This is a genomic window from Kluyvera sp. CHPC 1.251, assembly GCF_036759945.1.
GTDB lineage: Bacteria > Pseudomonadota > Gammaproteobacteria > Enterobacterales > Enterobacteriaceae > Kluyvera > Kluyvera sichuanensis.
In genome coordinates this window covers 255,976-279,560 of sequence record NZ_JAPKIC010000003.1, presented here as the reverse complement: position 1 = coordinate 279,560, position 23,585 = coordinate 255,976, and the positions used below count along the sequence as shown (strand labels likewise).

General features: G+C 56.4%; 17 protein-coding genes and 1 tRNA gene. 3 read left to right on the top strand and 15 right to left on the bottom strand.

The window, feature by feature from the left end:
- Positions 1-146: 146 nt before the first annotated feature.
- The 6 genes from bcsC to bcsR are packed head-to-tail and all read right to left on the bottom strand — an operon-like array spanning position 147 to position 10,448.
- Entirely contained in the window at positions 147-3,455 is a 3,309-nt protein-coding gene (gene bcsC, locus V6940_RS08090) for a cellulose synthase complex outer membrane protein BcsC (RefSeq protein ID WP_333495500.1), read from the bottom strand.
- Positions 3,437-4,537: a cellulose synthase complex periplasmic endoglucanase BcsZ gene (bcsZ, locus tag V6940_RS08085; protein WP_333495499.1), complete on the bottom strand. Its 1,101-nt coding sequence runs from the start codon at positions 4,535-4,537 to the stop codon at positions 3,437-3,439. Before bcsZ ends, bcsC begins: the two co-directional genes overlap by 19 nt.
- A gap of 3 nt (positions 4,538-4,540) precedes the next feature.
- Entirely contained in the window at positions 4,541-6,856 is a 2,316-nt protein-coding gene (bcsB, locus tag V6940_RS08080) for a cellulose biosynthesis cyclic di-GMP-binding regulatory protein BcsB (RefSeq protein WP_333495498.1), read from the bottom strand.
- A 13-nt stretch (positions 6,857-6,869) separates the two neighbouring features.
- Entirely contained in the window at positions 6,870-9,488 is a 2,619-nt protein-coding gene (bcsA, locus tag V6940_RS08075) for a UDP-forming cellulose synthase catalytic subunit (protein ID WP_333495497.1), read from the bottom strand.
- Positions 9,485-10,237, bottom strand: a complete 753-nt coding sequence (gene bcsQ, locus V6940_RS08070; protein ID WP_333495496.1) for a cellulose biosynthesis protein BcsQ — start codon at positions 10,235-10,237, stop codon at positions 9,485-9,487. The genes bcsA and bcsQ overlap by 4 nt, the downstream gene beginning before the upstream one ends.
- Before the next feature lie 10 nt (positions 10,238-10,247).
- Positions 10,248-10,448, bottom strand: a complete 201-nt coding sequence (bcsR, locus tag V6940_RS08065; protein ID WP_185667417.1) for a cellulose biosynthesis protein BcsR — start codon at positions 10,446-10,448, stop codon at positions 10,248-10,250.
- A gap of 300 nt (positions 10,449-10,748) precedes the next feature.
- Here bcsR and bcsE point away from each other — a divergent pair, with 300 nt between their 5' ends.
- The 3 genes from bcsE to bcsG are packed head-to-tail and all read left to right on the top strand — an operon-like array spanning position 10,749 to position 14,168.
- Complete coding sequence (gene bcsE, locus V6940_RS08060) at positions 10,749-12,308, top strand: cellulose biosynthesis protein BcsE (RefSeq protein ID WP_333495495.1); 1,560 nt, start codon at positions 10,749-10,751, stop codon at positions 12,306-12,308.
- Complete coding sequence (gene bcsF, locus V6940_RS08055) at positions 12,305-12,502, top strand: cellulose biosynthesis protein BcsF (RefSeq protein ID WP_185667419.1); 198 nt, start codon at positions 12,305-12,307, stop codon at positions 12,500-12,502. Before bcsE ends, bcsF begins: the two co-directional genes overlap by 4 nt.
- Entirely contained in the window at positions 12,495-14,168 is a 1,674-nt protein-coding gene (bcsG, locus tag V6940_RS08050; RefSeq protein ID WP_333495494.1) for a cellulose biosynthesis protein BcsG, read from the top strand. Before bcsF ends, bcsG begins: the two co-directional genes overlap by 8 nt.
- An 86-nt stretch (positions 14,169-14,254) precedes the next feature.
- On the opposite strand, the gene V6940_RS08045 is transcribed toward bcsG, so the two are convergent.
- From V6940_RS08045 to eptB, 9 genes are all read right to left on the bottom strand, one after another.
- Positions 14,255-14,362 carry a type I toxin-antitoxin system toxin Ldr family protein gene (locus V6940_RS08045; RefSeq protein WP_115073682.1) on the bottom strand — a complete coding sequence of 36 codons (108 nt, stop codon included), beginning with the start codon at positions 14,360-14,362 and terminating at the stop codon, positions 14,255-14,257.
- Positions 14,363-14,799: 437 nt separating this feature from the next.
- Entirely contained in the window at positions 14,800-14,907 is a 108-nt protein-coding gene (locus V6940_RS08040; protein ID WP_115073682.1) for a type I toxin-antitoxin system toxin Ldr family protein, read from the bottom strand.
- A 365-nt stretch (positions 14,908-15,272) separates the two neighbouring features.
- The gene (gene dppF / locus V6940_RS08035) at positions 15,273-16,283 is read right to left on the bottom strand and encodes a dipeptide ABC transporter ATP-binding subunit DppF (protein ID WP_333495493.1); all 1,011 of its coding nucleotides are present in this window, start codon (positions 16,281-16,283) and stop codon (positions 15,273-15,275) included.
- Positions 16,280-17,263 (bottom strand): dipeptide ABC transporter ATP-binding protein, encoded by a 984-nt coding sequence (gene dppD, locus V6940_RS08030; RefSeq protein WP_185667422.1) that lies wholly within the window; start codon positions 17,261-17,263, stop codon positions 16,280-16,282. Before dppD ends, dppF begins: the two co-directional genes overlap by 4 nt.
- Before the next feature lie 10 nt (positions 17,264-17,273).
- The gene (gene dppC, locus V6940_RS08025; protein WP_333495492.1) at positions 17,274-18,167 is read right to left on the bottom strand and encodes a dipeptide ABC transporter permease DppC; all 894 of its coding nucleotides are present in this window, start codon (positions 18,165-18,167) and stop codon (positions 17,274-17,276) included.
- Positions 18,168-18,176: 9 nt separating this feature from the next.
- Positions 18,177-19,196, bottom strand: coding sequence for a dipeptide ABC transporter permease DppB (gene dppB, locus V6940_RS08020; protein ID WP_333495491.1), 1,020 nt, complete (start codon positions 19,194-19,196; stop codon positions 18,177-18,179).
- 160 nt (positions 19,197-19,356) lie between these two features.
- A complete protein-coding gene (dppA, locus tag V6940_RS08015; RefSeq protein WP_333495490.1) occupies positions 19,357-20,964 on the bottom strand; it encodes a dipeptide ABC transporter periplasmic-binding protein DppA in 1,608 nt (535 codons plus the stop codon).
- Positions 20,965-21,609: 645 nt separating this feature from the next.
- Positions 21,610-21,686 (bottom strand) — tRNA-Pro (locus tag V6940_RS08010).
- 80 nt (positions 21,687-21,766) lie between these two features.
- Positions 21,767-23,458: a kdo(2)-lipid A phosphoethanolamine 7''-transferase gene (gene eptB / locus V6940_RS08005; RefSeq protein ID WP_333495489.1), complete on the bottom strand. Its 1,692-nt coding sequence runs from the start codon at positions 23,456-23,458 to the stop codon at positions 21,767-21,769.
- Positions 23,459-23,585 lie beyond the last annotated feature (127 nt).

Sequence of the window (23,585 nt, the reverse complement as noted above, 5' to 3'; positions counted from 1 at the left end):
GAGCTCTCCACTAATACGAACGTATTGCTCAGGCATTGAGAATAACGAGGCTGGCGGCAAAGTCAAAAGGGACTCTGCCGCGATAATTATAACCCGGCAGGGTGCCGGGTTATATAAGACGAATACCTATATTCGGAGCGGTGAAATTACCAGTCTGCGTATGGTGTGAGCGGCTGCGGCGGCATGTCGAGGTCGCCCTGCCAGCCAGCGGCGGAATAACGAACGTAGAGCAGCGCGTGGCTTGGGGTGTAATCCTTCGCCTGCTGGATATCGACGCCCGCCCCCACGAACCAGTTGGAACTGACGCGCCGTTCGATAATCGCCCGTGCGGTATAACCAAAGCCCTGGCTGCTTCCCCCGTGGTTTACATCCTCGTGGGCCTTTTTCTTCCAGGTTTGTGGAATCAGGTTCATCAGCGGATAGCGCGGCTCCGTACTGGTGCGCGAATGCGACCAGGAGACCGAACCACCCAGCTCCCAGGACCAGTTTTCCGTACGTTCACGCCAGTTAACCGGCACGGCAAACGATACATATTCCTGCGGACTGTAATAGCCGCCCTGACCGAGGGTATAGCCGCTCAGATCCCTCTGGTAGTGCCAAATCATGTTATTTAGCCCGACGGTCACCCGGCGGTTATTCTCGTTAATAACCTTGTAGTAATACCCGGTCATCCAGCGTACGCGCCAGTTGTCGTCTACGTTTTTACCCGACAGCTGGTCGCCACCGAGTGAAGCCCATACGCCATTGGCTTCACCTTTGTCGTAGCTCAGGCTAATACCGCCGCCGTTAGCGCGGACGCCACCCCAGGTCGTGCCTGTGTGCGCATCCTTGTCATTATCTTTCTGCCCACCAAATGCCAGTAACGAACTGGAGATCGGACGACGGTGTGCATTAACCGTATAGCCCAGCGGACCGACATCGCTGCTATAGCTCAGCCCACCAACCACATCCACCACGTTAAAGCCCATCGGGGTGGTGCCGATATCCGCGTTCCAGGTGTCATTTTTCCAGCCAATGGCTACGCTAGCACCGCTGTCGCTTTGGTGCGTTGACCCCTTACAGGGGGATAAATCACAGGTACCCCACTGTTTCTTATACTGATCATTTTGATCGGTGGAGAAACTCCCCGCATCCATGTTGACCAGATCCGAGCGGAAGAACATCCGACCGTCGGCCAGCGGCGCATCGACCTGGAACATGGTGGTATGCGCTTTCAGGTCGGAATAACCGCCCGTACCGCTGGAGCCCCAGTAGTCATGCTGCAAGGTGACGTTCAGATCCTGCTGGCGGTAGAGATCCGCCGCGTCGCTGCGCACGCCGCGCTTGAGCCAGTCATCTTTTTCGTCATTGCGCGTCAGGCGGGTAAAGGTGTCGTTATCCGCTGGACGCGTTGGGGTAATCTGCGTAGCGACCATCGCGTCTTTGTAGGTCTCCAGCGCCTGTTTCGGGTTACCGTCCTGCGCCTGATAGCGCGCGGCATCGCGCAGTACCATCGCCGTATCCATAGACGGCGGCTGGGCTTTGGCCTGAGGGATCAGGGCGGTCATCATTTGCTGCGCCGCCGCCGTATCACCCAGTCTGGCGCTAACCAGCGCAATACGCCGCTGAGTATTGAGCGAACGTTGGCCTTCGGCAGGCAACTGTGCCAGCTGCTGGCGTGCTGCCAGCGCGTTGCCGTCAGCGGCATACACTTCCGCCATGCCCAGATGGGCGTCTTCGTCATGCGGGTCTTTTGCCAGCACGGCATTGTATTCAGCCAGCGCCGTGACATTATCGCCCCGCTGCTGCGCCCAGTCGGCAAGCGTCGAATGAATACGAGAGGATTCCGGCTGCTGTTTCAGTAGCGCAATTGCCTGCGCTTCCTGCCCGCTATCACGCAGGCGGTTGGCCTGAGCAATCAGCTGATCGCTGCGCAGACGCTGGTCCAGTTCGCGAATATTATCGGTCCACTGCGCTGTCGGCAGTGCGGCCAGGTGTGTCAGCGCCGCCTGATCCTGACCGTTACCGGAAAGATAGAGTCCGTTGGCGTAAACCTGGTCGGCATCGGTCGGCTTTTTACGCGCCAGATTGAGCATCAGGTTGTCGGCTTCGCCTCGCTGCCCGGCGCTGACCAGGTCACGGGAGAGGCGATAGGTTATCCACACATCGTCCGGCGAGAGCGCCAGTCGACGACGTTGAACTTCCGCTGCCTGCGCCCAATTGCCCTTATTCTCCAGCGCTTCTGCCTGCTGGGAGAGTCGGTCGTTGGTCAGGCTACGTTCAATATCGTCAATGCTGCGACGCTGGCTGGCAGACAGACTGTTGATAAAGGCGGTGGCTTTCTCCGGCGACTCGGCGCGGTAGATATTTGCCAGACCGCGCACCGCGCTGCTATTGCCACGATCGAGGCGCAGCGCCTGCTGGTAGAAACGCTCCGCTGAGGCGCTATCTTTACGCGCCATTGCCACATCGCCGAGCCCCAGCACCGCATAGCTGTCGGTGCCATCAAGTTTGCGCGCCTGCTGGTAGAAGCTCTCTGCCTGCGCCAGATTATTAGCCTTCAGCGCCGCGTCGCCTTTGCGGATCAACGGCCAGTAGAGTTGCCAGGTCTGCGGCGTGTTATCGGCTGCCTGCGCCACTTTTTCCTGTTCTACCGCTTTGGCGCGCAGAACCGGATCCGCCATCTGTTTTTGCTGGTCTGCCAGCATCGCACGGGCGCTGTCAGCCGATTCACCGCTGTTGAAAATCATCAGATAGCGCTGCAACGCCTGTACGCTGGAAGGGCTGGCTGGCTGGTCTTTGATAGCTTTAAACCACAGATCGCTCGCCGGGCCACGCCCGCCCGCCGATTTCGCCATTTGCTCCAGCACGTTAAACGCCTCATCGCGCTGATTCGCCGCGAGCAGCATATTGGCAAGCGTCATCTGCAGGCCAACGTTGCCAGGGTTCTGCTTGTTCAGCGTTTGCAGGTGTTTAACCGCTTCATCGCGTCGGGCGGGGATTTTCGCTACCGCACTCCAGTACTCTACCGCGTAGTCGCCGTCCGGCGGCGGGCCGTTGAAGGCTTTTTCGTAGTCGGCCAGCGCTTCCGGGACGTGCCCGGTGGTGGCCAGCAGTCGCGCCTGTTGCAGCGCCTGACGTCCGGCGTCGGTGTTCAGGCCAATCTCAATGCGAGAGGCGTTATATTCCGTTGAATTGGGTGCCACCTGCGCCAGCTTTTGCAGCTGCTTTTGCGCTCCGGCGGTGTCACCCTGACGCAGCAGATAGCGCAGACGCGCCGCCAGTACCTGTGGATTGTTGGGATTAATCAGCTCCAGCCGATACAGCGACTGCTGCACCAAATCATCCCGTTTGCTGGCTTCTCCAAGACGCACCTGGTTGAGCAGCTGTTCTTCTGCCGAGGTGTCCGCATAGCCCGGCTGTACCAGCGTCAGGCCCAGAGAGAGGGTGATTAAACTTAGTGTGAACTTGCGCATTCCTGGCCCCAGTCAGGTAGTAATTCGCCGCGGGCGCTGAAGCGAAAACGGTGTTGATCCCAGCCCTGACCAAAGAGGGTCAGAACATAATTGTAATAAGCATCCGCGCTGGGAAAATGATCGGCCACGCGCTGGCGCTGAATGGCCTGCGCATCGCGATTTTGTAGGAATGGAATCAGCGAAGCTGAAAAACCGACCGGGCCGTCGCCGGTCACTGCCCCGGTGGCAATCGCCACTTTTTCCGGGGGAACGCCCTGCTTCACGGTCTGTGCCGCCATCGCGTTAAAGCGTTTAAGCAGTCGTGCTTTTTGTGGGTCGGCGTCATGCATCATGCCTACCCATAAATAGACGCGAATGGCATCGTAACTGCCCACCACGCTGGCCTCTTTCAGCAACCAGCCCTGCTTTTTGTCGTAGCTCACCCAGTCCGGCGAGAAACCTTTCGGCGCGGTATCAAGCAGCAACTTCAGGTTGGTATCGCGAAGGGTGGTCCACGGTGCGCCAAATTGACTGAAATACTGCGCCACCTGCGGTGGGAGATAGCTTGGATTGAAGCGCCAGCGCGTCTCTTCCGCAAAGCCAACGCGACCAGGCAACAGCATCAGCCCCAGACCGGGAACTTTCACTGTTTCACCATCGGCAATTTTCGCCAGCAGCGCTTTACCCGTTGCCGTGTAATCGTCATTTTTCCACAGGCGACCGGCTTCCAGTAGCGTCCAGGCGATCCAGATATCCGAATCAGAGGCGGAGTTGCTGTCCAGCACCGTCCACTCGTCATCGCTCTTTTTCCCCCATAGCCAGGCGGGAAGATGCTCACGCAGCGAGCCCTGCGCGAGGTTGTTCTGCGTCCAGCCCAGCAGGCTTGCGAAGGCCTGACGATCGTTCGCGGCGAGGGCAAAGAACAGCGCGTAGCTTTGCCCCTCGGAGGTGGTAATTTTGCGCGCATCACCAGGATCGATAACGCGCCCTTCCGCGCTGACGTAATCCTGCTTGAACTGCTCCCAGGCAGGCCAGCTACAGGCGGCCTGCGCCTGACCGCCCAGGGCACACAGCAGTACGATCCAGCGAAGCATCTTCATCACGGCTTACTCGTCTTCCGGGTTCAGACGACGACGGCTGATGATACGCAGCAGACGCCACAGCACCCAAGCCAGCAGCACGATGCTGATGGCGGCAAAGATAGCCAGCAGAACCGGATGGTTAGAGAGCGCGAACCACACGCGTTCGAACCACGGCAGATGGCCGACATAGTAGATGTCGCCCACGCGCAGGCTGCTCACACCGGACTCACGAATAACCGATACTGAGCCAAACATCGCCGCGCGCTTGCCGCTGTCGTTCAGCGCGTTGTTCAGCAGGTCATAACCGCTGGCACTGTCGGCGAGCAGCGCCACGACGCTGCGCTGTTTGTGGTATGGCGATTCGAAACCAACGACGGCAGCCATCGGGCCGGAAGAGGTAATTCCGGTCTGCACGCCTGCCTGACGGTCATCTTCATCAAGATAGATACTCGGCAGGTCAGTATGGCGCATTGGCGTTTTCACCCAGCTCTGGGTGGCGTCCACCAGCAGGTCGATGTGCTTATCGTCCTTCAGTTTTTGCGGGATAGAGCCAATCAACAGCAGGTCAGCATCCTGGTCCTGAATCTTGCTACCATCATCGGCGATGGTCATCTTCGACCCCGCCAGGCCGGTCTGGCCGCCAATCACGCCAACGGCGTTCAGCAGCGTGCTCACCTGCGCTTCAGACGGCTGTTTTGGCATCACGATAACCGTGTCGGAGAGATCCGCCATACGGGTGAACGGGAAGCCTGCATTGGCAAAGGTGCGCAGATCCGGCATCGGCAGGAAGTGATAGTAGTTCGAGAAGTCGATGGTCGAGTCGTCGCCAATCACTACGTGGTTCTGCACCGGCTGGAAGGTCACGCAGTTATCCACTGAGCCGCCCGGCATCGGGTTCATATACTGGAAATCAAAGCGCAGCTGGTTCATTGCGCCCAGACGCAGCGCCGGAATGCTGACGTCGTTTTTACCGTCCAGCAGGCCCTGCAGCACCGGCAGACGCAGCATCAGCTTGTTCACATCCTGGGTACTGTTGAGGTTAAACGACTGCAGGAACTGGTCATTCAGGCTGATGTCCATCCGTGAGCTGTCTTTGACCGGCGGCATGGTGTAACGGTACTTGAGGTCCATATCGATGCCGGTACTGCGCATCAGATAGAGATCCGGCGGCAGGTTCAGCGACAGGTTGATGGAAGCCGGTTCCAACCCGCTAGACTGCAACTGCTGTTCATAGGTTTTCAGCTCGCCGAAGGTGACCGGACGATCGGTACGCACCCAGTTTGGCGCGTCGTACGGCGCGCGGGCCAACAGCGGTTTCACGTCATCCACCGTCACGCTATCGCCGCGGAACAGAATGTTGCCCGCCGCGATGCCCTGGGCTGCTTTCAGCAGGTCGTTATCGTCACGACCAAACACCACCAGCAGTTTCATATACGGGTTGTTCGGATGGTTGATCATTTCGATCGTTGGTGCCTTCACCGCCGGATGATCGCGCAGGAAGTCCGGGCGACGATCGTTAGTGGCAAAGACGATGGCATTACGATCCGGCAACTTATTAAACATCACCGGGAAGGTCTGCCCACGCCAACCCGCCTTAGCGCCAAACCACGAAGCCACAATGGCGGCCGCCTGCTGCTGCGGCAAATCCGGCGAGCCGGCAAAGACGATAGGCAGGTTCAGCGCGCGGTTATCGCGAGCGTCAAAGAACGGTACCGGGAAGTGCGACAGATCGTTACGCACTTTCAGCGACTGATAGGTTAAATCCAGCGAGCTGTTGCGCGCCACGTCCAGCCAGACGGTGGTGTTCGCCGGGTTTTCACAGACGTCGCGGTAGTGGCCAATAAACTCAAGGCGCACGCGGTTAAAGTCGGTGATATAGAGCGGGTCGATGGGGAGCTGCGTCGAGACCTTTTTACCCAGTTGCTCTTTGGTGACCGGCAGTACGCCCATCAACTCGTCGTTAAGATAGACCTTCAGCTGAGAGGTCACCGGTAACAGCGACGGTGACGGCGTATAGGTCAGGTTCAGCAGCGCCTTCGACACCACTTCGTCACTGCGCATGCCAAACTCAATCCCACCGTCCGGGTTAGATCCGCGCAGCACCATGCTGCCCGGCGGCGGCGCAATCTGGGCAAAAGAAAGCTTCACGTCACGCGACGGCGCATCTTCCACCACCACCGGCGTCGTGGTTGCCGCGTCGGCAGAAGCAGCCGGCGTCGCGTTGTCCTGAACAGTCGGCGCTACGGCCACCTCTGTCGTCGGTTCTGAATGCGTCGTGAGCGGCAGTAAACTGCCCATGCCCACCGCCACTGCACAAATCCAGGAAAGTTTTCTTTTCATCGGTTCATCATCATTATTGTTGAGCCATAGCCGATAGCGGATGCTCGATTACCGCCTCACGTTCTGGACGGCGCGGAATGAACGAAGCCACCCACGCCACCAGCATGGTGAGCGACCGGAAAATCTCTTTTGCCACCGGTGGCGCAAACTCGGCCAGGTGACGATAGCCACGGAACCCCAGCTTCAGGATATCCATCAGGCTTTCCAGCGGTTTATCTTCCGGGAAGCTGTCCTGCCAGAGCGCCCACGTATCCGCACGCGCAAACGTACACTGTACAAAATCGATATGTTGACGGGTGCTCATCGGCAACAGCTTGAGCCCCACTTCACTGCCCAGTACGCGCACTACCTGGGTTGGGAAGACGTATTCCTGCTGGCCGCGTTTGAGCAGCAGATTGACCTTCTGCTCTTCCAGCACCTGAGCGTCGCCGTTGATATGAATACCCACGCCGCCATCAGAGAAGTCATGTACCGTGCAGGAGAATAGATGCCCGTCTTCACGGGAGATCGCCCCCGGCATTTTGATTTCAACGCGGTGCGAACGACGCACCTGTTTACTTTCCACCGACACCGCCACCGCGCCGCCGAGGATAATCAGGTTATAGAACACCCACACCAGGCTTATCCACACGGTGAGGGTTTCATCCGCCGGGCCGTACATATAGCGCCAGATACCAAACGCCACACCCACCAGGTTCAACAGCACGAGGAAGATATACGGGCGGGAGATAACCCAGTCGACGTACTCCTCTTCCACCAGGCCACCCTTAGCGGTGACGTTGAATTTGCCTTTGTGCGGGTTAAACAGCGCCACCATCGTCGGCGGCGCGATGTACCACGCGAGCACCGTTTCATAGATTTCACTCCAGAAGGAGTGGCGGTATTTGCCCTGAATTTTTGAGTTGGTCAGGCTGGCGTGGATCATGTGCGGCAGCACGAACAGCGCAATCATCAGCGCCGGGGCGTAGATGATATAGGCGTGCAGCAGCAGGAAGGCCAACGGCGCGGTGAGGAAGATAAGCCGCGGAACGCCCGACAAGAAGTGGAACATGGCGTTGAGGTAGCAAAGCCGCTGCGGTAGCTTCAGCCCTTTACCAAACAACGGGTTATCCATACGGAAGATCTGCACCATACCGCGCGCCCAGCGGATACGCTGGCCGATATGCGCCGACAGGCTCTCCGTCGCCAACCCCGCCGCCTGCGGCAGGCGCATATAGGCAGAGGTGTAGCCGCGACGGTGCAGGCGCAGCGAGGTGTGCGCATCTTCGGTCACAGTTTCCACGGCGATACCGCCAATTTCATCCAACGGTTTACGACGAATCACAGCGCACGAACCGCAGAAGAAGGTCGCATCCCACATGTCGTTACCGTCCTGCACCAGCCCGTAGAACAGCGTGCCTTCGTTTGGCGTTTTACGGAATCGGCCCAGGTTACGTTCGAATGGGTCAGGTGAGAAGAAGTGGTGCGGCGTCTGCATCATCGCCAGCTTCTTATCCTTCAGGAACCAGCCCATGGTCATCTGCAGGAACGAGCGCGTCGGCACGTGGTCGCAGTCGAAAATCGACACGAACTCGCCTTTGGCATACTTCAGCGCGTTGTTGATGTTCCCGGCTTTTGCATGTTCATGCGATGTACGCGCGATGTAGTGGACACCCACATCTTTGGCAAACTGCTTAAACTCTTCGCGGCCGCCGTCATCGAGGATCCAGATTTCAATCTTATCTTTTGGCCAGTCGATACCGAGCGAAGCGTAAACGGTGTTTTTGACGACGTTCAAATCTTCGTTATAGGTCGGTACGAAGATATCGACCGAAGGCCATTCGTTCATGTCCTTCGGCAGCGGCACCGGATGACGGTTCAGGGGCCAGACTACCTGGAAGTAACCCAGCACCAGCACAATCCACGCGTAGGTTTCGGCAAACAGCAGGATCAGGCCACACACCAGGCTTACCGGGTCGTTCCAGTTGAGCGTTGAGGTATAGCGCCACCAGATGTAGCGACAGGAGACCGTCAGCGAGAGCACGATAAGCATTAGCGCTGAGAAGCGCCCCGGAATGCGCCGCACCAGCAGCGCCACGCCCCAGAGCAGCAGCAAGAAGATAAACTGCGAGAGCGGGTTAAACGGTTGGGTAATGCAGACTAGCGCCAGAATTAAGGACAGCGTGACCACTACGCCAAGGACCAGGCGACGCAGCTTTGGATTCAGGTGCGCCAGCTCTTTCTTCTCATCAAGATGACCGGTTTGCGCATTCATCCGGCCTGGCAGTTCATCGGCCCAGCGGTTGTAGCGCTCGCGCAGACGATCGATCCCAGCCAGCGGTCGCCAGGGGCGAGCGCTGCGTTGTTCTGCTGGCTTGGTGGCAATGAGCCAGACCGCCTGTAGCGCAAAGCGCAGCGGGTCCAGTGGGCGTGGTCGCGAGAAATTAATGTGCGGGAACAGTGCGTCGTGACGGTCAGTCAGCGCCTGCCAGCGGGCATTTTCCAACGGCAGAAAGAGCCACGCCAGCCCCACCCACAGGCAGGTCAGTGTCGCGGAAAGCCAGGACGATCCCGCCTTCCGATAACCAAGATAGCGCTCGCGCAGGCGAGCGTAGACCGGCGGGACGAATATCCAGCTGCCGAGGCGAATCATGCTTCGCGCTCCGCGGCCGGGCGACGCCCCGCGTAGTGCATCAGGCACCAGTTGGCGAGCGTAATCATCTCTTCGGCAGCAAGGGAATCATGGCGATATTCGCCAAGCGGCTGCTTGTTCGCCAGGCTTTCGGCCATCGCTTCATCCAGATGGATGACTACCGGCAGAAGGCGACGCTGAGTTTGCAGCCAGACCTGATAAAGGTCTTCCTGCAGCGGGCTGCTCATGCGTAACCCATTGATCAAAAGGTGGGTATCAGACGGTAGTGGCTGTTGATGCAGGCGAATGTGGCAGTTGGCATCCGGTTTCAGAATCGTCAGCGTAAAGTGGCTGGCTTCGACCAGAGGCGCGGTCCAGGGATAAAAGCCGTGCGGGAGATCCAACAGGATCCACTGGTAGCGTCCTTTGCGTTCTAAGGTTTCGGCGATATCGGCAATGGCCGATAACGTATCGCCCAACGCGGCCGCGTTTTGCAACTCACCCGGCTGGAGGCGACCAAACGGCAGCACATCAATCAGTGAAGTGTAACGTAATCCCGCGTCACGCCAATCCTGACCGTCTAGCACTGCGCGCGCCCAGCCGCTCTGTCGTCCGATCTCATCGTTAAACGACAGACGCAGCATATTGTCAGGGCCAGCATCGATGACCAACACCGATTCCCCGAGCAGCTGTAACGACCACGCTAATGCCGCCGTGATGGACGTCGTACCCACGCCACCGCGAACGCCCTGTAATCCCAGAATAGCCATTATGGCTTCCTTATTTTTGTTCGGCTTTTTGTTCTGCAAACTCTGCCAGCAGCGGCCAGCGTTTAAACGCCGCAGCTAATTTTTCACGCTGGGAAATATCAGTGTAATCTATATTGGGTAGAGAGAAAGCCCGGCTCAGTGCGAGAAAATCATTCTGGAAAGTGTAGCCAAGTTGAGAATCAGCTGATGTCACCGGTTCATTATCTGACATTTTTTTGCTCCCTCTGAAATCAAAGTACAAATGCGCCCATCATTCGAAGGGCAACCTTTCCATGAAATTCGTTTATACTCGTCATACTTCAGATTGCAGATGAGTAGTTTGGCTTTTACTCATTTCAACCACATAGTTATGCAGGTTTCAGGGGATTGGCTCACTTATCGCCTGACGATAACGCTAATAAATCAGAGTATACATGCTAAATCTGATGCTATTTAATTTCAATATTAGGTTTATTCTGACGTTTACACTAGTAAACTTATACGCAGGATTATCGTCGATAAGAGGGACACGATGAACCCCATATTTTCTATTGGTATCCAGGCGCTGTGGGATGAAGTGAGCCATATGCCTGCGGGCGGCGTGTGGTGGGTTAATACCGATCGCCATGAGGATGCCGTCAGCTTGCTAAATCAGACGCTTTCAGTGCAGCAAGATGCGGCGAAAGTGGCGGTGGTTTGCATGGGTGAAAACCCAAATAACCTTATAGAATTAAAGGGAAATTCCGGCCCCAAAAAAGTGTCACTGTTTACCATGCAGGATAGCGTAGACAGTCTATACTTTATGCGCCGCGATTTACTGCGCACGCTCGAACCCAACGATTATTTCGTCATCCTGTTATGCTCACATAACGCCTGGAAAAATATTCCTGCTGATAAAATTCATGATTGGGTAAACAAGTCTCAAAAATGGGCTAAATACTATGGCTGTACGCTTCTGGTACTGAATCCAGGCAACAATGCCGACGCTCAAACCTCCGTTTTGCTCGGTGAATATCGAGCCCTTTCTGGCCTGGCAAGTTTACGTTACCAGGGTGATAGTCAACTACTGGATATATCTTACTGGTCAAATGAAAAAGGGGTAAGCGCCCGTCAGCAGCTGTTAATTAAACAAAATGACCACGGCTGGCACCTGGCGCAGGACGAAGTTGCTAACGTCCAGCCGCGCAGCGATGAAAAAGAAGTGCTCAGTAATATCAATATTCTCGAAGGCGCGCCGGCACTTTCAGAGCACTGGACTTTATTTGATACCAATGACGCTGTTTTTAATGCTGCACGTACTGCACAGGCCGCAACCGTCATATTCTCGCTGAACCAGAATAGCCAGGTCGAGCAGCTTGCCCGATATATTCATACTCTGCGTCGACAGCGCGGAAGTGCTTTAAAACTTATTGTCCGAGAGACTACTCCTAGCCTGCGAGCCACCGATGAGCGCCTGCTGTTAAGCTGCGGGGCCAATATCGTTATCTCCGCCAGCGCGCCGCTCTCTCGTAGCCTGACCCTGATAGAAAGCGTACAGACGCAGCAATTTAACCGTCATGTACCGGAAGATTTAGCCACTCTGCTCGCTAACACCGAACCGTTGAAGCTGAAGGGCTACCAGAAGTGGGATGTGTTCTGCGATGCGGTGCAAAAGGTCATCAACAACACGCTGCTGCCCGCGGACAGTAAAGGTGTGATGGTGGCGCTCCGACCAGCGCCGGGGTTACGCGTCGAGCAGGCGCTGACGCTGTGCCGTCCGCACCGCATGGGCGATATTGTGACCATCGCCGATCGTCGCCTGGTGCTGTTTCTCCCCTTCTGCCGCGTTAACGACCTCGACAAAGCGCTCAACCATATTTTTCCCCTGCCAACCGGGGATATTTTCTCTAACCGTATGATGTGGTTTGAAGATAAACAGATTTCCGCCGAGTTGATTGATATGCGTAGCGTGAAGCCAGAGCTGTGGACTCAGCCACTGCGTATCTCACCGAAACCGAAAAACGTGATTAATGCGACCTATGAAGATAACAGCTGGCGCCGTTATCCCGAGCCGTGCCGCCTGTCTACGGATACCGAAGGAACATCGTCATGATGTCGATAAGCGATATTATTCAACTCGTGATTCTCTGCGCGCTGATCTTTTTCCCGCTGGGTTATCTGGCGCGTCATCACCAGCGCCGCATTGAGAACGCGTTCCGTCTGATGTTTCTAAAACCGCGCTTTGTTAAACCCGTCGGCGTGATACGCCGTGATCAGGCCGTCAGGGCAAAATCAAAAAATGACTAATTCGACGAAAAACGCCACCGTTACTCCTTCTCCGCTTTGGCACTACTGGCGGGGCCTCTCTGGCTGGAACCTCTATTTCCTGGTCAAATTTGGCCTGCTGTGGGCGGGATACCTCAACTTCCATCCCATGATGAACCTGGTGTTCATGGCATTCCTGCTTTTCCCGTTGCCAAATAGCCGACTGCACCGCTGGCGCCACTGGATTGCCATCCCGCTCGGTATAGGGCTGTTCTGGCACGATACCTGGCTACCAGGCCCGGAGAGTATTATGAGTCAGGGCTCGCAGATTGCGGGCTTTAGCGCGGATTACATCTGGGATCTCGTTACCCGCTTTATTAACTGGCAGATGGTTGGCGCCTTCTTCGTGCTCGTGGTCGCCTGGCTGTTCTTGAACCAGTGGATTCGCGTTACCGTTTTTGTGGTCGCCGCGATGGTATGGGTTAACGTCGGCCCGCTGCTCCCTTCCATTAACCTGTGGTCAACCGGGCAAGCAACCAACGCGACCGCCGCCACAACCTCCTCGGCACCCGCCACAGCGGCAGGCAGCGCGACGACAAGCGGCGACCTTCCCGCGCAAACCGCTGCACCAACGTCAGATAACCTGAACGCCTGGTTAAACAGCTTCTACGCGTCGGAAAGCAAACGCACCACCACCTTCCCGGCTCAGTTACCGGAAGATGCACAGCCGTTTGACCTGTTGGTTATCAACATCTGTTCGCTGGCTAACTCCGATATCGAAGCGGCGGGTCTGATGCAGCATCCGCTGTGGTCGCACTTTGATATTCGTTTTAGCAACTTCAACTCTGCGACGTCGTACAGCGGCCCGGCAGCGATTCGTTTGCTGCGCGCAAGCTGCGGTCAACCGTCACATACCAATCTGTATCAGCCTGCGGGCAACCAGTGTTACCTGTTTGATAACCTGTCCAAACTCGGCTTCACGCAGCACCTGATGCTCGACCATAACGGCGTGTTCGGCGATTTCCTCAAAGAAGTACGTGAGAATGGCGGCATGCAGAGCCCGCTGATGGATCAAAGCAAGCTCCCGGTTAACCTGCTCTCCTTCGACGGTTCCCCGGTATATGACGATCTGGCGGTGCTCGACCGCTGGCTGCAGTCGCCGGATATGCCAGCCGGTGGCCGCTCGGCAACCTTCTATAACATCCTGCCGCTGCACGACGGTAACCACTTCCAGGGGCAGAGCAAAACGGCGGACTACAAGACCCGCGCGCAGAAACTGTTTGATGAGCTGGACGCTTTCTTTACCGAACTTGAGAAGTCAGGCCGCCGTGTGATGGTTGTCGTAGTGCCGGAGCATGGTGCGGCGCTGCAGGGCGATAAAATGCAGGTCTCCGGCCTGCGCGATATCCCAAGCCCGTCGATTACTCACGTACCGGCAGCGATTAAATTCTTTGGCATGAAAGCACCGCACCAGGGCGCCGCTATTGATATCAATCAGCCAAGCAGTTACCTGGCGATTTCCGAACTAGTGGCCCGCGCGGTAGACGGCAAAATCTTTACCGAAGATAGCGTCGACTGGTCGGCCTTCACCGGCAACCTGCCGCAGACCGCCGCGGTGTCGGAAAACTCCAACGCCGTCGTCGTTCAGTACCAGGGCAAACCGTACGTTCGTCTGAACGGCGGCTCCTGGGTGCCATACCCGCAGTAAAACGAAAAAGGCCGCAGGGTTTCACCCCTGCGGCCCGGTTCGGGCGCATGCTGCCACTGCGGCGGACAGACGCCCCTCAGCGGGCGTTACTTCCGGTTACGCCACCAGCTCAGAATGGCGCTGGTGATAATCCCCACCGCAATCGGAGCTGCCAGATCGTGCCAGAAAAGCACGCCAAGCTCTGCGAGCGTCATGTAGCCGCCTTGGTTGCAATAGCAACAGTTCGCGGCTATTCTCTTGATGTCTGGTCAAGTGATAGCCCCCGTTATGTTGCTGGTTTATACCAAACAACGTGCGGGGGTTTTCTCTTTCCAGCAACCTATGCCGCCGGGGATCAAGCCCCCGCAACATTGCGCCTCACCGGGTGTCCCGGCTTGACGACGATACTACTGCAATCCGCCCTTCAACTCGCCGCAGCAAGCCCATTTTCAGAATTGCGCCCGACCTGAACGTAGCCCGGCCGAGCACAGCGACGCCGGGTCTGATATCAATATCAGCATCGAGCTGTCCCGGGGTCAGCGTAAACGCCTCGCCCGGGCTACAAAGACGAAAAAGGCCGCAGGATTTTACCCCTGCGGCCCGGTTCGGGCGCATGCTGCCACTGCGGCGGACAGACGCCCCTTAGCGGGCGTTACTTCCGGTTACGCCACCAGCTCAGAATAGCGCTGGTGATAATTCCCACCGCAATCGGAGCTGCCAGATCGTGCCAGAAAAGCACGCCAAGCTCTGCGAGCGTCATGTAGCCGCCTTGGTTGCAATAGCAACAGTTCGCGGCTATTCTTTGTTTGCGAGTCAAAGAATGGCCCCCGTTATGTTGCTGGTTTATTCCAAACAACGTGCGGGGGTTTTCTCTTTCCAGCAACCTATGCCGCTGGGGATCAAGCCCCCGCAACATTGCGCCTCACCGGGAGTCCCGGCTTGCCGACGATACTACTGCAATCCGCCCTTCAACTCGCCGTAGCGACCCCATTTTCAGAATTGCGCCCGGCCAGCGAGTAGCCCGGGATATGCACCGAGCACTCCAGGGGGCGGCGTAAACGCCTTGCCCGAGCAACCAATACAAAAAAGCCGCAGAGTTTTCCTTCTGCGGCTCGGGTTATCGGGTTACACCGTTTTCTCTGGATTCTCATCCTGATCGACCGCGAAACACGCCACCAGCTGGCCACCATACTCTTTCAACTGCGGCTGCAGCTGGGTGCACTGGCCAAAGCGACGGCGGCAGCGGGCGTTGAAGGCGCAGCCCGGCGGTGGATTCAGCGGGCTTGGCAGCTCCCCGGTCAGCTTGATGCGCTCACGGCGATCGTCCGGATTCAGACGCGGTGTCGCGGAGAGCAGCGCTTGAGTGTACGGATGACGTGGATTGTTGAAGATCTGGTCCTTCGTCCCTTTCTCCACGCAACGTCCCAGGTACATCACCATCACTTCATCAGCAATGTGCTCTACGACTGACAGGTCGTGGGAGATAAAGACGTAAGAAAGCCCCAGCTCCTGCTGCAAATCCATCATCAGGTTCAGCACCTGCGCGCGCACGGAAACGTCTAGCGCGGAGACCGGTTCATCGGCAATCACTACGTCCGGGTCGAGCATCAGCCCACGGGCGATTGCAATACGCTGACGCTGGCCGCCGGAGAACATATGCGGATAGCGGTCATAGTGCTCGGTTTTCAAACCCACTTTCGCCATCATCGCCAGCGCTTTTTCGCGGCGCTGCTCTTTGCTGAGCGAGGTGTTAATCTGCAGCGGCTCTTCCAGAATTTGTCCCACTTTTTTACGCGGGTTCAGAGAACCATACGGGTTCTGGAACACAATCTGAATTTTCTGCCGACGCAGTTTCTGCGCGTGCGGATCATGTTTGAGCAGATCCTGCCCCTGATAGTAAAGCTCACCGCCGCTCGGCGTTTCGATCATCGTCAGCAAACGGCCCAGCGTCGATTTACCGCAGCCAGATTCCCCGACCACCGCCAGCGTTTTGCCGCGCTCGAGGGTAAATGACACGCCGTCCAGCGCTTTCACCAGGCGTTCCGGGGCGAACATCCCCTTCTTCACCGGGTAGTGTTTTTTCAGGTCAATTGCCTGCAACAGCGGCTGTTGCGAGGTGGCCTCGTGCGTACTCATAGTGTGGGCCTCCCGGCATCATCGAGTGGGTAGTGACATTTCGACTGGCGAGCACCGTCAACGGTATTCAGCTCAGGCTCTACGCTGCGGCATTTATCCGTCGCATACGGGCAACGCGGGTTCAGCAGGCAGCCGTTCGGGCGGTCGTATTTACCTGGAACCACGCCCGGCAGCGAAGCCAGACGCGCTTTATCCTGAGCAAATTCCGGCAGCGCGCGCAGCAGCGCCTGGGTGTACGGATGACGTGGAGCACGGAAGATATCGCCCGCAGCGCCCGTTTCCACCACCTGACCGGCGTACATCACGATGATTTTGTGCGCGGCTTCGGCCACCAGCGCCAGATCGTGCGTGATCAGGATCAGCGCCATGTTCTCTTTTTGCTGAAGCTCCAGCAGCAGCTCGATAATCTGCGCCTGAATGGTCACATCCAGAGCAGTGGTTGGTTCATCGGCAATCAGCAGCTTCGGACGACAGGCAATCGCCATAGCGATCATCACACGCTGGCTCATCCCACCGGAAAGCTGGTGTGGGTAAACGTCCAGACGCGAAGCCGGGTCCGGAATACCCACCTGGTTTAACAGGTCGATCGCCCGCTGACGCCGCGTACTTTTGTTACCGCCCTGGTGCACCTTGATGGCTTCCATGATTTGGAAGCCCACGGTGTAGCACGGGTTAAGGCTGGTCATCGGGTCCTGGAAGATCATCGCCACTTCGGCGCCCACCAGATTGCGACGCTCTTTCTCAGAAATGCGCTTCAGATCCTGACCGTTAAACAGCAGGCTTTCGGCCATCACGCGACCGGGATAATCAATCAGCCCCATAATCGCCAGCGAGCTAACGGACTTACCCGAACCAGATTCGCCGACAATGCCGACAACCTCGCCCTGATTTACGCTGTAGCTCACGCGGTCTACGGCTTTGAACGGTGTGCCTTCGTCGCCGAAGTGCACCGATAATTTATCTACATTTAATAACGCCATCTCGGTCCCCTTACTGCTTCAGTTTGGGATCGAGCGCGTCACGCAGACCGTCACCCATCAGGTTAAACGCCAGTACTGTCAGCAGGATCGCCAGCCCAGGGAAGGTCACGACCCACCAGGCGCTTTGTGCGAACTGCAACACGTCAGAGAGCATGGTGCCCCACTCCGGCGTAGGCGGCTGTGCGCCCATCCCCAGGAAGCCGAGGGCAGCCATATCGAGAATGGCGTTAGAGAAACCAAGCGATGCCTGAACAATCAGCGGCGCAAGGCAGTTTGGGAAAATATTGACGAACATCTGACGCATCGCCCCGGCACCCGCCACGCGGGAAGCGGTCACGTAGTCGCGGTTCACCTCCACCAGCACGGCGGCACGGGTTAAACGGACGTAGTGCGGCAAGGCGACAAAGGTCAGCGCCAGTGCGGCGTTGCCGATTGACGGACCAAAGATAGCCACCAGCACCAGCGCCAGCAGCAGGCTTGGCAAGGCCAGCATGATGTCGACGACGCGCATGATGATGTTATCGACGAGGCCGCCGAAGTAACCAGCAATCAGCCCCAGCACAATGCCCATGACCAGCGACAGCACAACGACCAGACAGCCGACCAGCAGCGACAGGCGCGCACCGTACATCAGACGGGACAGCACATCACGGCCAACATCATCGGTACCAAACAGATGCGCCCAGGTGCCACCTTCCTGCCACGCCGGCGGCGCGAGCAGCGTATCGCGGAACTGATCGGCCGGGTTGTACGGCGCAATCCAGTTGGCGAAGATAGCGATAAACAGCACGATAACCACGTAAACCAGGCCGATAACCGCGCCCTTATTGCGCTTAAAGTAGTGCCAGAATTCCTGGAACGGGGTCATCGGCACCGGTGCTTTATTCTCAGTAACTTGTGACATGATGGCCCCTTACTTCTTATGACGAATGCGCGGGTTCACCACGCCGTACAGCAGGTCAACCAGCAGGTTGACGAGGATAATCATCGTCGCCACCAGCAGCACCCCACCCTGCACTACCGGATAATCACGGCGTTGCAGCGCGTCAATCAGCCAGCGTCCGAGACCCGGCCAGGAGAAGATGGTTTCCGTCAGAATCGCACCTGCCAGCAGCGTCCCCACCTGCAGGCCGATAACGGTCACCACCGGCAGCATAGCGTTACGCAGGGCGTGAACGATGATCACGCGCATACGGGTTAACCCCTTGGCGCGCGCGGTACGGATATAGTCTTCACCCAGCACTTCCAGCATGGAGGAACGGGTCATACGCACGATCACCGCCAGCGGAATAGTTCCGAGCACGATGGCCGGCAGAATCATGTGCGCCAGCGCATCAATAAAGTTGCCCGGGTCGCCCCAGATGGCGGTATCAATCAGCATAAAGCCGGTTAGCGGGTTGGAGTCGTCAAGGAACACCATATCGCTGACGCGCCCGGAGACCGGGGTCAGGTTCCAGTGCACCGACACCAGCATGATCAGCATCATGCCCCACCAGAAAATTGGCATGGAGTAGCCGGTCAGCGCCAGGCCAACGGCGGTGTGATCGAAGATAGAACCGCGTTTAACGGCGGCCAGCACGCCCACCGGGATGCCCACGGCGATGGCGAAAATCATGGCGCAGATACCGAGTTCCAGCGTCGCTTTAAAACGCGGCACGAACTCGTCCCACACCGGGAGTCGGCTTTTCAATGAAATGCCTAAGTCACCGTGCAGTACGCCCCAGATATAGTGGAGGTACTGTTGCCACATTGGCTTATCCAGACCGAGTTCGGCCAGAAGCTGGGCATGGCGCTCAGGGGAAATACCACGCTCGCCCGCCATAATCATCACCGGATCGCCGGGGATCATATGCACGAAGGCAAACGTGAGGAGGGTGATACCGATAAACGTCGGGATCACCAGACCCAATCGTTTGAGGATGAACTGCAACATAACCCTGATTCTCTCTAATGACGGCCCGCCTGGTCACAGGTCGTCTGTATTGCTCACAAATCTGCCGCCTTTCTTAAACGCAAGAGGCGCAGATACGGCGCAGCTTCCCACCCCAAGGGGGGCAGGAAGCGTTGCGCTGCCGGTTAAGGCATCGTCTTTATTATTCGATAGATACGTTGTCGAAGTGGTGCTTACCTAATGGATCAACCACATAGCCTTTGACTTCTTTACGCACCGGCTCGTATACAGTGGAGTGAGCGATGATCAGCGCTGGAGCCTGATCGTGCATTACCACCTGAGCCTGTTTGTACAGCTCAACGCGTTTGTTGTGGTCGTCGGTAGCACGTGCCGGTTGAATCAGATCTTCAAACGGCTTGTAGCACCAGCGAGAGTAGTTGGAACCGTCTTTCGCCGCCGCGCAGCTGAACAGGGTCGCGAAGAAGTTATCCGGATCCCCGTTGTCGCCGGTCCAGCCCATCATCACAGCCTGGTGCTCACCGGCTTTCGCACGTTTGAGGTACTCGCCCCACTCGTAGGTCACGATTTTCGCCTGCACGCCAATCTTCGCCCAGTCAGCCTGAATCATCTCAGCCATACGGCGAGCGTTCGGGTTGTATGGACGCTGTACCGGCATCGCCCACAGCTCAACGGTGAAGCCTTTATCCTGGCCCGCTTCTTTCAGCAGCGCCTTGGCTTTTTCCGGATCGTAGCTGTAGTCTTTGACGTCGTCGTTATAGCCCCACATGGTTGGCGGGATCAGGTTTTTAGCCGCAACGCCTGCACCCTGATAAACGGCTTTGATAATCGCTTCTTTGTTGACCGCGTAGGTCAGCGCCTGACGCACTTTCACGTCATCAAACGGTTTTTTCTCGGTGTTGAAGGAGAGGTAACCCACGTTCAGGCCAGCCTGTTCCATCAGGTTGATGCTCTTGTCTTCTTTCATGCGTGCGATGTCAGCCGGGTTCGGGTACGGCATGACCTGGCACTCATTCTTCTGCAGCTTGGCGTAACGCACGGATGCGTCAGGCGTGATGGAGAAGACCAGACGGTCGATCTGCGGCTTGGTGCCCCAGTAACCCGGGAAGGCTTTGTACAGAATACGGGAGTCTTTCTGGTACTGAACAAGCTGGAATGGACCGGTACCGATTGGGTTCAGGTCAACTTTCTCCGGCGTGCCGGCTTTCAGCATGTTATCAGCATATTCTTTTGACAGAATAGACGCGAAGTCCATCGCCAGGTCAGCCAGGAACGGCGCTTCTGGACGAGTCAGCACGAACTGGACGGTATTATCGTCGACTTTTTTCACTTCGCTAATCAGGTCCTGCAGGCCCATGCCTTCAAAGTATTCGTAGCTGCCGCCAGAGACTTTGTGGTACGGGTTCTGCGCGTTTTTCTGACGGTCGAAGGAGAAGACGATATCGTCGGCGTTCACGTCACGCGTTGGTTTGAAATCTTTATTGTCCTGCCACTTCACACCCTGACGCAGGTGGAAGGTGTAGGTTTTGCCGTCCGGGCTGATGTCCCATTTCTCAGCCAGACCCGGAATCACTTCCGTGGTGCCGGTTTTGAATTCAACCAGACGGTTATAGATAGGTACGGAGCTGGCATCATAGGTGGTACCAGACGTAAAGAGCTGTGGGTTAAAGCCTTCCGGCGAGCCTTCTGAACAATAAACCAGGGTTTTTGCCTGTACGCTGGCTGCAACGGTCATAGCGACCAGGCTGAGACCCAGCTTCAGCATCCCTGACTTCTTCAAGGAAATACTCATTATTCTGCTCCAATGTGATATGTGTTGTTTTTACCCTTTGCATTGGGTTACACCGCCTGACCTTATTTATTTTTTACCCGGCTTGGTCGGTGCATATAGAGGCGAGGGATTCCTTTCACTGGAACATCTGAGTTGCAGTGCGGATTCTCCATGAAATGCCCCTCATGCCCTACAATCTGTCAACAGAATGTGAAAACGTCAATACAGTTAACCGGGATTTGTATTGAAGGTGAGAATGGATGGGCAAAGATTAAAAAAACCCCGAAGCACTATTTTCAGCAGAGAAATTTATGCTATGGGCAAGAAGGCAGAGTAATTCACTTAATATTTTGCAACATTCAGCGATTAACATTTAGCCGTTATGTGAAAAATTTATTTCGATATGATGATAATCTGAGCGATTAATGCCGCGAACGTTAAAACGCACAGGGGAAAATGCTGAGCTTAGTCATAAGCAGCGAAAAAAAAGATTCGCCTATGCATACGAAAATACAATGGAATATGTCACAAAATTGTGAACAGGTAGCATGTAGCCCGGTCAAGCGAAGCGCCGCCGGGATCTCCCCGGAATCGGCATAAACGCCTCGTCCGGCTACCTGGCGCTATAAACGCAAAAAGCCTGCTTATTAAGCAGGCTTTCCAAACTGGTCGGTGATAGAGGATTTGAACCTCCGACCCCTTCGTCCCGAACGAAGTGCGCTACCAGGCTGCGCCAATCACCGTACGCAGCAGATCTTACTGCTGCGTTTTTTGGTCGTCAATCCCTTATTAAACCCATGCCTTTTGTTCGATGAAGAACGCGTCACTGCGCCGTTCTTTTCGTTTCCGGCACGTGGCACCAGTTGTTGAACTCATTGATACCACCGTCTGGCGAGGTGTAGCCGAGGCAACCCATGATCGTATCGTACAGCTCCACGTGGCGCTTAGGCTGCTTCATCGCCGCCTGCTGTTGCAGGTAGGCGAACGACTTCGCGTGGTCCGGATTTTGCAGATATTTATCCGACATCCAGACCATCATCGGCACGCGGAACTGCTCCGGTGGCGCCATCTTACGCGGCGTGCCGTGCAGGCGTTCGTGCTCGTTAATCGACTCGCCGTGATCTGCGGCAAAGAAGACAATCGCCTTCTTATCGCGCAGCTGATCAAAGACGTTCACCAGGAAGTGATCGACATAGGTAATGGAGTTATCGTAAGAGTTGATCAGCTCCGCCTTGCTGCACTTGTCGTCCACGTTCACACACTCCGGTTTCCACTGCGCAAAGTTGCGCGGGTAACGTTGGGTGTAGTTAAAGTGCGAGCCTTTGGTGTGGATGATAATGAGGTGCTTGCCCTTCTCACTTTGACGGGCGATCACGTTTTGCAGTTCGTCGGCCAGCAGCATATCGTCCACGCTCTTGCCACGGTTACGCGGCTCCGCGCCAATCTGCTCGCGATAGGCAATATTGTTCGCCATCGTGTTGCTGTAGAACCACAGCTCGCTCTGCATCGCCAGCAGGTCACCGGTGAAGCCCAATTGATGCAGCACCGCAAAGACGTTCTGCTCTTTCAGCGTGCGCTGCGGGTTATCGCTCGCTCCGCCCTGGCGGACAAACATACAGCGCAGTGAAAGCTTGGTGGCGGTATCACAGGAGTAACCGCGGAACGCGACCAGGTTTTTCTCTTTTGCCAGCCCCGGTGTGGTATTGCGCTCATAGCCGAACAGGCCCATATGATCCCAGCGGGTAGTTTCGCCGATGATAAACACCATGTAGGTGTCATCGATATCCTTCGGCGCGACATAGGTGAATTTCTTCGCCGGGTCGAACAGCTCACGGGTATCTGTCGACTCATCAACCTGCGTCCAGCCGTAAAGCCCCAGCGCCGCCACCCAGTTGCTCGGCAGGTAAGAGTTTGCCAGCACGCCGCCATAGCTAGGCAGATCCACCTGCGACAGCCGCTCGGTTTCCTTAAGATGGACCTCCATCAGACGAATCGGCCCCCAAACCAGCAGCGCCGACAGCAGCACAATCGCAATACCGCGAAGGCGCTGCCCCGACGTGCACAGTTGATAAAGCAGCGTATCGCGCGCCTGGTTAATCCAGATGCAGGCCAGCGGCAGGATACTGGTCAGCGCCAGCCAGCTGATAAAGTGCCAGCCTACGACCTCCTTCGAAAGATCGACATCAGTGGTCATGACCGAAGCCACAATGCCATAGCCAATCACGACGTTCAGGTTGGTCATATAATAGCTGGCACCAGCAGAAATCAGCACCACCAGCGTTGCCAGCACCTTCCACAACCGACGGCCCCCAATAGAAAGCACGCGGAATAAGAAGAAACTCACCAGCAGCGTACCGACCAGCTCAATAATGATGAACAGACCTTTCTCGAAACTGAAGTCCTGTAAATACCCCTCAAACCGACGGGACAATACGGAGAAGTTCATAAACCAGCCGATGTAGACCGCCAGCAGAAGACTCAACGTCTGCTGGGACATCGCTTTTATATATCGCATTCAACAAAACCCTGGAGAAAAGGGAAAAAGAAAAACTGGTGCCAAATCACATTATTAGCGAACCAATTAATATATGCGTTATGCCATTACAGGCATCACATGCAAGCGCGATAAGTAGACAACAAGA

Excerpts from the sequence above, each read along its gene's own strand:
- bcsC (WP_333495500.1), bottom strand. The coding sequence starts at position 3,455 with ATGCGCAAGTTCACACTAAGTTTAATCACCCTCTCTCTGGGCCTGACG.
- bcsB (WP_333495498.1), bottom strand. The coding sequence starts at position 6,856 with ATGAAAAGAAAACTTTCCTGGATTTGTGCAGTGGCGGTGGGCATGGGC.
- bcsA (WP_333495497.1), bottom strand. The coding sequence starts at position 9,488 with ATGATTCGCCTCGGCAGCTGGATATTCGTCCCGCCGGTCTACGCTCGC.
- bcsQ (WP_333495496.1), bottom strand. The coding sequence starts at position 10,237 with ATGGCTATTCTGGGATTACAGGGCGTTCGCGGTGGCGTGGGTACGACG.
- bcsR (WP_185667417.1), bottom strand. The coding sequence starts at position 10,448 with ATGTCAGATAATGAACCGGTGACATCAGCTGATTCTCAACTTGGCTAC.
- bcsE (WP_333495495.1), top strand. The coding sequence starts at position 10,749 with ATGAACCCCATATTTTCTATTGGTATCCAGGCGCTGTGGGATGAAGTG.
- bcsF (WP_185667419.1), top strand. The coding sequence starts at position 12,305 with ATGATGTCGATAAGCGATATTATTCAACTCGTGATTCTCTGCGCGCTG.
- bcsG (WP_333495494.1), top strand. The coding sequence starts at position 12,495 with ATGACTAATTCGACGAAAAACGCCACCGTTACTCCTTCTCCGCTTTGG.
- V6940_RS08045 (WP_115073682.1), bottom strand. The coding sequence starts at position 14,362 with ATGACGCTCGCAGAGCTTGGCGTGCTTTTCTGGCACGATCTGGCAGCT.
- V6940_RS08040 (WP_115073682.1), bottom strand. The coding sequence starts at position 14,907 with ATGACGCTCGCAGAGCTTGGCGTGCTTTTCTGGCACGATCTGGCAGCT.
- dppF (WP_333495493.1), bottom strand. The coding sequence starts at position 16,283 with ATGAGTACGCACGAGGCCACCTCGCAACAGCCGCTGTTGCAGGCAATT.
- dppD (WP_185667422.1), bottom strand. The coding sequence starts at position 17,263 with ATGGCGTTATTAAATGTAGATAAATTATCGGTGCACTTCGGCGACGAA.
- dppC (WP_333495492.1), bottom strand. The coding sequence starts at position 18,167 with ATGTCACAAGTTACTGAGAATAAAGCACCGGTGCCGATGACCCCGTTC.
- dppB (WP_333495491.1), bottom strand. The coding sequence starts at position 19,196 with ATGTTGCAGTTCATCCTCAAACGATTGGGTCTGGTGATCCCGACGTTT.
- dppA (WP_333495490.1), bottom strand. The coding sequence starts at position 20,964 with ATGAGTATTTCCTTGAAGAAGTCAGGGATGCTGAAGCTGGGTCTCAGC.
- eptB (WP_333495489.1), bottom strand. The coding sequence starts at position 23,458 with ATGCGATATATAAAAGCGATGTCCCAGCAGACGTTGAGTCTTCTGCTG.